The sequence below is a fragment of the Poinsettia branch-inducing phytoplasma str. JR1 genome, assembly GCF_000309465.1.
GTDB lineage: Bacteria > Bacillota_I > Bacilli_A > Acholeplasmatales > Acholeplasmataceae > Phytoplasma > Phytoplasma pruni.
The window spans coordinates 1-895 of the sequence record NZ_AKIK01000136.1; the positions used below are offsets into that span (position 1 = coordinate 1).

An 895-nucleotide genomic window follows, 5' to 3' on the forward strand; every position below is an offset into this window, starting at 1 on the left:
AACGATAATATCAAATATCGAGTATCATTATCATTATCGATATAAAATATAAAATATCACTCCTTAAAAAGGTTAATGTTGATATAGGTTATTGTAAGAGGGCGAACTGTTATAAAACTGTTAATAAAGCGTTATAAAACTGTTAGTAAAGTGTTATAAAGTTGTTAGTAAACTGTTATAAAACTGTTAGTCTTTTTGTTTTGAAATATATTTATACATAGGATGTATTTTTTTTACCCGATAACCTTGTTTGGTTTTGGTTAAGAAGAATTGAAGATATTTTACATCTTCTGGGCGATAATAGATGATATTTAGACCTTTCTTATAGTTAGTTTTGATTGGGTTATGATATTTATCTAGTTTATTGGGGTCTAATTGGTATAATTGTAGAGTTTCTAGTTTGTGAGTATTAATTTTGCCGATCAATTCTTTGATAGCGTTTTTAGATTCATTTTTATAATTGATTTGAAAGATATCATGAGAGGTTTTAAGGGGGTTATTTTGGCTTTTAAGAGAGGTTAAATCTGAAAGTAATGGTTTGCTATTACTAGAAGAGAAATTATCATTAATTAAGGTTATTTTTGTTTGTTTAATTTCTTCTAAGATTTGAGGGTCTACAAATAGAGTTTGGTTTTTTGGGCGATAATTGGCTTCTTGGTAGGTATTTTTCTTTTTAGAGTGGGTTATAATGGTCAGATTGATTAAATCTTCTTTTAAAATTTGTAAAAAGAGTTTAATTTGTTCTAAATCAGTAGGGGTGGTTTTGGTATTCCATCCGCCGATGATAATTCCTTGATTTGTATCGTTTTTCATTTTTTTCTCCTTTTTATTGAATTGTAGTGATTTTGAAAGATTGTTTTTTGTTAAGAAATTGTTTTTTAAAGTTGGAAAATAA

The 895-nt window shown here is 26.9% G+C and carries 1 protein-coding gene; it reads right to left on the reverse strand.

All coding sequences use genetic code 11. The features are described 5' to 3' along the window. Positions 1-186: 186 nt before the first annotated feature. The gene (locus tag ON17_RS02670) at positions 187-813 is read right to left on the reverse strand and encodes a hypothetical protein (protein WP_017191961.1); all 627 of its coding nucleotides are present in this window, start codon (positions 811-813) and stop codon (positions 187-189) included. Between the last annotated feature and the right edge of the window lie 82 nt (positions 814-895).